The sequence below is a fragment of the Nostoc flagelliforme FACHB-838 genome (genome assembly GCF_014698065.1).
Classification (GTDB): Bacteria; Cyanobacteriota; Cyanobacteriia; order Cyanobacteriales; family Nostocaceae; genus Nostoc; species Nostoc flagelliforme_B.
This window is the reverse complement of sequence record NZ_JACJSI010000081.1, coordinates 22,802-29,978: the sequence shown is the minus strand read 5'-3', so window position 1 is coordinate 29,978 and position 7,177 is coordinate 22,802. Positions and strand designations below refer to the sequence as shown.

Annotated in this window: 7 protein-coding genes; 6 read left to right on the top strand and 1 reads right to left on the bottom strand. The window is 40.8% G+C overall.

Features of this window, described 5'->3' with window-relative positions; all coding sequences use genetic code 11:
• Nucleotides 1–180: 180 nt before the first annotated feature.
• Nucleotides 181–1,173: a metal ABC transporter solute-binding protein, Zn/Mn family gene (locus H6G97_RS27220; protein ID WP_190943698.1), complete on the bottom strand. Its 993-nt coding sequence runs from the start codon at nt 1,171–1,173 to the stop codon at nt 181–183.
• Nucleotides 1,174–2,042: 869 nt separating this feature from the next.
• Here H6G97_RS27220 and H6G97_RS27215 point away from each other — a divergent pair.
• The 6 genes from H6G97_RS27215 to H6G97_RS27190 all read left to right on the top strand — a co-directional run bounded on the left by H6G97_RS27215 (nt 2,043) and on the right by H6G97_RS27190 (nt 7,163).
• Nucleotides 2,043–2,378, top strand: a complete 336-nt coding sequence (locus tag H6G97_RS27215; protein WP_190943697.1) for a hypothetical protein — start codon at nt 2,043–2,045, stop codon at nt 2,376–2,378.
• 369 nt (nt 2,379–2,747) lie between these two features.
• The gene (locus H6G97_RS27210) at nt 2,748–3,098 is read left to right on the top strand and encodes a YtxH domain-containing protein (protein ID WP_190943696.1); all 351 of its coding nucleotides are present in this window, start codon (nt 2,748–2,750) and stop codon (nt 3,096–3,098) included.
• Nucleotides 3,099–3,109: 11 nt separating this feature from the next.
• The gene (locus H6G97_RS27205) at nt 3,110–3,649 is read left to right on the top strand and encodes a DUF948 domain-containing protein (protein WP_190943695.1); all 540 of its coding nucleotides are present in this window, start codon (nt 3,110–3,112) and stop codon (nt 3,647–3,649) included.
• Between the two features lie 461 nt (nt 3,650–4,110).
• Nucleotides 4,111–4,920 carry a TPM domain-containing protein gene (locus H6G97_RS27200; protein ID WP_190943694.1) on the top strand — a complete coding sequence of 270 codons (810 nt, stop codon included), beginning with the start codon at nt 4,111–4,113 and terminating at the stop codon, nt 4,918–4,920.
• A gap of 104 nt (nt 4,921–5,024) precedes the next feature.
• The gene (locus H6G97_RS27195; protein WP_190943693.1) at nt 5,025–5,654 is read left to right on the top strand and encodes a precorrin-8X methylmutase; all 630 of its coding nucleotides are present in this window, start codon (nt 5,025–5,027) and stop codon (nt 5,652–5,654) included.
• A 96-nt stretch (nt 5,655–5,750) separates the two neighbouring features.
• Nucleotides 5,751–7,163: a right-handed parallel beta-helix repeat-containing protein gene (locus tag H6G97_RS27190; RefSeq protein ID WP_190943692.1), complete on the top strand. Its 1,413-nt coding sequence runs from the start codon at nt 5,751–5,753 to the stop codon at nt 7,161–7,163.
• Nucleotides 7,164–7,177: the final 14 nt, after the last annotated feature.

Genomic DNA, 7,177 nt, shown 5'->3' with positions numbered 1-7,177 from the left:
TTGCTTCCAATACACCAGCTTTTATTACAAATACAAGGCATTCGGAATCAGATTCAAATAATACTTATGTACTAGTAATTGGCGCTCGCATTGTGCCAGTTGCGTAAGTCCTGGATATAAAGCAAGTTTTCTGAAATATCAATAAACCCAATTTCTAGGATTACTGAATTCATTTTCTAGCTATCTAGCAGCTTTTGCTTCAAAGATCAAATACGTCCCTCCTAGCCCTTCCACAATTGTGCGTGTATTGGCAATCATCATTTTCTGGTAAGTATCTCCGTCGCTTCCTGGTTCACCAAGTCCCTCAGCATAAAGCTTTCTGTCAGAAATTTTAACTTCAGCTTCTGTAGCTACAGATTCAATCAAATTAGGATTAATTGCTCCCTCAGCAAAAATTGTTGACACATTAGCCCGTTTAATGTTTGTAGCCAAATTCTTGACTCGTGCGGCTGTCAGTTTTTCGTTAGTACTAATGCTTTGCAATCCCCCTGCTAATGAAATACCGTATGCTTTAGCGTAATAACTTAGGGCATTAGAGGTTGTAACTAACTTGCGTTCTTTAGCAGGAATACTGGCAATTCTTGACTTAATCCACTTATCTAGTTGAGTGAGTTCATTTGTAATTTTTTTAGTATTGCGGGTATAAGTCTCTGCATTACTAGATTCTACTTTTCTCAGATTACTATTAATTACCTCCACCATTCTGATAGTATTTTTGCTATTGTGCCAAAGATGAGGATCAGTTGCATTCTTACCGCCTACCTGAAATTTTTGTGGCTTCGATACCGCAACTTGACCGACGGCTATTTTCGGTGCAGGGTTTTTAGTCACCTTTATTAATTTGATCAGATTCGGTTCAAAATTGTAACCAGTATAAAGAATAAGATTAGCTTGCTCAATAGCTTTACGATCTTCCGGTTTTGGTTTATAAAATTGCGGATCGGCAGTAGGGGGAATTAAGCAGGTGAGGTTAACTGTATTTCCAGCAACCTGTCTGGTTAAGTCACACAATACGCTTGTAGTCGCTACCACTTGAGGAAGATTTTCATTTACCTGGGTGCTAGCCTCAGTGAATGTGGTTCTTGCTGCTTGATTTCCACACCCAACAAATCCAATCGTCAAGGCAATAAAAGTAGCTTGGAAGAAATTATTCAATGGTGATTTTTTTGACATCCTTATCTCCTACTGGATGTATAAAAAAGATTATCATTATCGGTCAGGTATTAGTGAAATACTCCGGGGAAGTCTTCAGCAGGGAAGAGGTTAAAGGCGGGGAGGCTTTCGGCTGAGAAAGGGTTAAAGATTAACAGAAGAGGAATTACAGCTATTTTCAGGTAAATAAATAGACCACGCGGTAGGGGCGCAAGGCCTTGCGCCCCTACGACAGGTGTGGTTCAAATACATGAAAACTGCTGTGATAAACCTCTCCTTTGCGTTTCACCCTTTCCCCAGTTCACACCCAGCAATTTTTGGTTGGTAAGCCACGAGTGAGGTTTTTAGAGCCAAAAAAAGCAAAATAAAATTAGTTAACTTCATGCAACAGGCTGGGAAACTGGTAGAGGTAGGGGCACAATAATAAAGGCGATGCTGGGGGAGCTTCCAAGAAGTGTAGTTCTCTCACCGTCTGTTGAAGGGGCTATGCCATTGTGCTTATACACCAAACAAATTGCAAATTGTCTAAAATTATCAGGTTCAGGAATGGGACATAGTAATGATGGGGCTTATTGAGCATACGGGCTGATTTCGCAAACCAAGTCGTGAATCTAAGGCAATTGTAGCTGTGGTTTTGCGAAGTGTGGACATATCCTTGTTACAAAATTGGCAAATTGGCGATTTTTTAGCCATCAGCTTTTGTTACACTAATTTTCATTTAGTAAAACGTTTCAATAGCGCTCAGAGCATCATCTAACTACTCTTTATTGCCAGAATCCAAGCTTTACTTTGTACCATAATTTTTATCCTCTAGTTTCTTCATCATTAAATAAGGGCCAAATCAAGTATATAGAACAATTCCTCAAAGTTAATATTGGTGAAGATAAACAATGGTTATTTTAGTTATCCTTTTCAACACCCTAATTTCGCTGATGCTATTCTATGTGGTTTGGCGGGTGTGGCAACTCAAGCAGCAGTTAGCATACATAGCAGATAGGTTAACCGCCTATGAAAGTTGTACCCGTACAGCATTGAATAAAGCACCCGAAAATATTTATCTCAGCCAGCAGAATATTTATAATTTACGGCAGAAAAATCAAGCGCTACAAATGCAAATTCAACAAGTGCGGCAAATTATTGGTCTACTTTTGCTAGCACGGCAAATCTGGCAGCGTTATTTTATTAAGCTAGGGTTAATATCTGGGAGAAGAACAGTTGCAAAATGAGTTATGTTCCGGTTCACATGAACATTTATAATTAGGGCTGGCGCGGGGACACGGAGAGAATCCCGTAAGAAAATCCTGCTCGATTGGCTTACAGCGATCGCTTTGCCTTCCCATACCTTCTCTTAAAGCTTGCTAGCAAGAGCGTCATTCGAGACTTAGATGCTCTCCAGAAGGCTTATTTAAGGTACCAAAAGTTTGGGAGATAGGGGGAGTTTTGAATTATAAGTAATTAATGCTTTTGATATTAACGAAAAAAAAGCAACATTTTTGGCTGATATTTTGTCAGGATAGATTAACTAGATAAAATCAGTTAAGTCTTGCAAGGGGAGAAAACCCACCTAAAATGGGTGTAAGGAGAAAAACAACAAGATGTCTAATAACCGTTCTGGAGTATTTATTGGCGGTTTGATGCTGGGAGCTACCATCGGTGCTTTAACCGGTTTGCTCGTGGCTCCACGCACAGGGCGCGAAACGCGTAAAATTTTGAGAAAATCTGCCAATGCTATCCCAGAATTGGCAGAAGATTTATCAACGAGTGTGCAAATCCAGGCAGATCGTCTTTCTGCTAACGCACTACGAAACTGGGATGAGACTTTAGACAGATTACGCGAAGCGATCGCAGCAGGTGTAGATGCCAGTCAGCGAGAAAGTCAAGGCTTAAAGCGACAAACATCTGTTGATGACTCAGATTCTCTTCCTCAGCAATTAGAACGTTCATAAATGACACAACCGTGATTGAACCCCTGTTTTGGTTGGGACTTTCCTTACTTTTAGTCGCCATAAGCTTAACTGCGGTTTTAGTGGCGGCAATACCGGCTTTGCAGGAGTTAGCACGCGCGGCTCGTAGTGCAGAAAAGCTATTTGATACCCTCTCGCGGGAGTTACCACCCACTCTAGAAGCAATCCGCATCACTGGCTTAGAACTCACTGACTTAACTGATGATGTCAGTGAAGGTGTGAAAAGTGCTACTCAAGTCGTGAAACAAGTTGATAAAAGTCTTGATACTGCAAGAATTCAGGCACAAAATCTGCAAGTAGGTACACGTACTATTTTTGTTGGCGTGAAAGCCGCTTGGAAAAACTTCACGCGCCAAAAACCCGTAAGACGAACAAGCGATCGCTTGCCAAGCAGTGAAAAACCACCACTAACGTTGCGAGAACGAGAAGTGCTAAAGCAAGAAAATCGCCGGATCAAAGCAGAAGTGTACCATGCTAATGACGGTTACAGCGACGCTGCTAGCTGGGAAAGCAATTTCGATGACGGAGATTGACCATTTTCAGTTGTTAAAAAATTTGGCAATAAGGGGCTTCCAGTTAAAAAACATCCCATCCCTGCGACACGCTCCGCGTTCGCGTAAGCGTGCCGCAGGGTACGTAGAGGCGCAAGGCCTTGCGCCCCTACAAATCTACAAATAATTTGGGATAATTTATTTTTTGCAAGTACCTAATAACCAAAAAGAGGAGGAGGCGAGAAACACTTGCCTCCTCCCCCTCTACCGAGCGCCGATTATCATTTTTATCAAGAATGTTTTGGGTATTTTAACTCATTGACAAAATGCGCTTCGTCTTAACTGTCATGAACTCCACTCCTAACCCCTTGCTCCCCAAAAACCCTTTGCTTTGATCCCTGAGATTAGAGTAAAGTAAACAAGTGTAAAGAACTATCATTTTGACAGCACTCTTTTAAAACAACTAGTTCACTTCTACCGTTGATATCTATATAAAAACGTCCATGCAATCTTGTTTTTGGCGAAGAATTCTAGTATCTATTGCAGTATTTTTTCTTGCTGGGTCAATTTGGGTGATGCATTCTCCCCCAGCACTGGCTTATGACAATCCTGAGCTACTTCCTGATACCTTTACCCCAGTTGTAGACTTAGCAAAATCTCTTCCTGTCTTGCAAGAAGAAAAGCTTGTCAAAGATTTAGAGCAGTTTGAAGTTGATACAGGCTGGAAACTGCGAGTATTGACTCAGTATGACCGCACCCCAGGTCGGGCAGTCATAAAATATTGGGGTTTGGATGACAAAAGCATTCTACTAGTTGCCGATTCTCGTGGCGGTAACATCCTCAGTTTTAGTGTTGGCGATGCTGTTTATGAACTTTTACCCCGGACTTTCTGGATAGAACTGCAAACTCGCTTTGGTAATTTGTATTTTGTCCGCGAACAAGGTGAAGATCAAGCCATTCTGCAAGCCTTAGAATCGGTTAAAGGCTGTTTACTCAAAGGTGGTTGCAATGTAGTCCCCGGACTGCCACGAGAGCAGTGGATTCTCACCTTGATTAGCTCAATTATTGGTGGGATAATTTGTGGATTTGCAGCTCAACCCCGCGAAAAAGGACAGATTTTTGCTTGGCAATGGGCTTTAATTTTCTCACCTTTGTGGGGAATTTTGTTTCTTGCCTTTGGCATTGGGCCAGTGGTAACACGCACAAGCGACTGGCTACCTCTAACTCGCAATATCTCTGGGTTTCTTATTGGTGTCTTAGTTGCCTACCTATCTCCTGTTTTCAGCCGATCTTCTTCCAGTAATGAGTTATGAGTGAGTAGTTAGGAGTTAGGAATTTTTAATTAACTTATAACTCCTAACTCCTAACTCTCTGAAGCTGATAAGCTGAAAGCTAATATTTGAGAAGCTCAACAAAAATGGAATGGCACGTAACTGATGCTCAAAGTTTAGCAATCATTGATAGTGAAATCGACACTCATGTCTTTTCACCCGCAGAGTATGAAATTGTGCGTCGGATAATTTACGCCACGGCTGACTTTGAGTATAAGTCTTTGATTCGCTTTTCTGAGCGTGCCTTGCAAGCTGGAGCAGCAGCACTAGCCGCGCGTACCACAATTGTGGTAGATGTCCCAATGGTACAAGTAGGTATTGCCTACGATATTCAAAACACCTTTGCTAATCCGGTATATTGCAGCATGGAAGCTCTAACACGCCCCCAAAAAGAAAAAACTCGGGCTGCGTGGGGAATAGAAACCTTAGCAAAGCGTTATCCAGAGGGCATTTTTGTGATTGGCCAAGCGCAAACAGCACTAACAGCACTTGTAGATTTAATTGAAGCTGAGGAAATTAGACCTGCTTTAATAATTGCGACTCCAGTGGGATTTGCAAGTGGTGATGAAGCTAAAGAGCGTTTACAAGACTCTCTAGTGCCTCATATTACAATTGACAGTCGCAAAGGCAATGCAGTTGTAGCAGCTGCGATCGTTGATGGATTGGTAGACTTAGCTTGGCAAGCCTATGGACAGGATGGAAATCGGGGGAACTAGCAAAGCCATATTGTATTCTGTGTCCAAAAGAGTATTCAAAATCACTGAATATCCTGATATTTTTGTTAAGCAATGCCGATCTAGGAGCCTTTTCTTGTGATAATCCAAGGTTTTAATTTAAGCGCATATCTGGCAATTCCTGTAGTATTGAGTCTTTTACCTGCGGGAGAAAGGATAAAAGTATCTTTAGTTGAAAATGTCCGTCAAGTATCGACTAACTATCAGGAAATCACTGTATCTAGTAGCAAGCTAATAAGCACTAAAGCGACTCCGAAAAAATATTATGTTAGCGGTACTGGAAATGACAAAAATAGCGGACTCTCTACTTCATCCGCCTTTAGGACAATTCAAAGGGCAGCAAATCTGACCAATCCTGGCGATACAGTATTGATTATGAACGGAGTATACACAAATTCAGCCCAAGCTGGGAGTGTAGTAAGTATTAAACGTTCTGGAACTGCAAATGCATGGATTAGGTACAAAGCATATCCTGGACATTTCCCAAAAATTCAGCACAATACATGGAATGGTATTGTGATTTCACATGGAGCTTCATATATCGAAATCAACGGGCTGGAGATCGTAGGAAACAATGCCAATATAACCCTTGATTATGCGATGAGTGAGAAAAGTAACAGAGTCAACCCACTAACGAATGGAAACTGCATCAATGTGGATGGGCGAACAAATGGTCATACTCACCATATACGTATTGTCAACAACAAGGTACATGGGTGTGGAGGAGCAGGCATTTCAGCGATTCAGTCTGACTATGTGACAGTAGATAATAACGTGGTGTTTAATAATGCCTGGTACAGTGTTTATGGTTGCAGTGGCATTTCAATGTTGAACAATTGGAATTTTGACAACAACCGGGGATACAAGATGTTTATTACCAACAACAAGACATATAACAATCGGATGTATATTCCTGTGATTTCAGACGGAAGAATCACAGACGGTAATGGCATTATTATCGATAGTTCAAGAAATGAAACCGTAAAATTAGATGCATATAAAGGACGTACTTTAGTTCAAAATAATCTTACATTTAATAATGGTGGATCAGGTATTCATTCGTTTTTCAGCGATCATGTTGATATTGTAAATAACACAGCTGTTTTAAATAATCAGAGTCCAGAAATTAAGGGTGGGCAAATTTTTGCTCATACGTCATCTGATGTCAGAATTTTAAGAAACATTCTTTATGCTTTTCCGGGAAAAGTTATTAATGTTAACACTAAAAATAAAAATGTTATTTATGATTATAATATCTACATGAATAGTACCAAAGTAACTGTTAAAGGCCCTCACGATATTGTTGCAAACTCACAGTTTTTAAGTAAGCATCCCACTCTCAAAAAAATGTCTGGCAATTGGAAGTCGCTGCTAGAAAAACAAAATCCGCCAAAGCGGTCTTATGTAGAGCCTCAGTCGGCAGGTTTTGTTTGTAAGCCAGTTACTTATCGTTTGAAAAGGAAACTTATCAAAGTAGGATGCTTTCGTTAGCAAGAAGGCAGAAG

What these genes read in the sequence shown, in the direction of transcription:
- H6G97_RS27220 (WP_190943698.1), bottom strand. Translation starts at nt 1,173, where the DNA reads ATGTCAAAAAAATCACCATTGAATAATTTCTTCCAAGCTACTTTTATT.
- H6G97_RS27215 (WP_190943697.1), top strand. Translation starts at nt 2,043, where the DNA reads ATGGTTATTTTAGTTATCCTTTTCAACACCCTAATTTCGCTGATGCTA.
- H6G97_RS27210 (WP_190943696.1), top strand. Translation starts at nt 2,748, where the DNA reads ATGTCTAATAACCGTTCTGGAGTATTTATTGGCGGTTTGATGCTGGGA.
- H6G97_RS27200 (WP_190943694.1), top strand. Translation starts at nt 4,111, where the DNA reads ATGCAATCTTGTTTTTGGCGAAGAATTCTAGTATCTATTGCAGTATTT.
- H6G97_RS27195 (WP_190943693.1), top strand. Translation starts at nt 5,025, where the DNA reads ATGGAATGGCACGTAACTGATGCTCAAAGTTTAGCAATCATTGATAGT.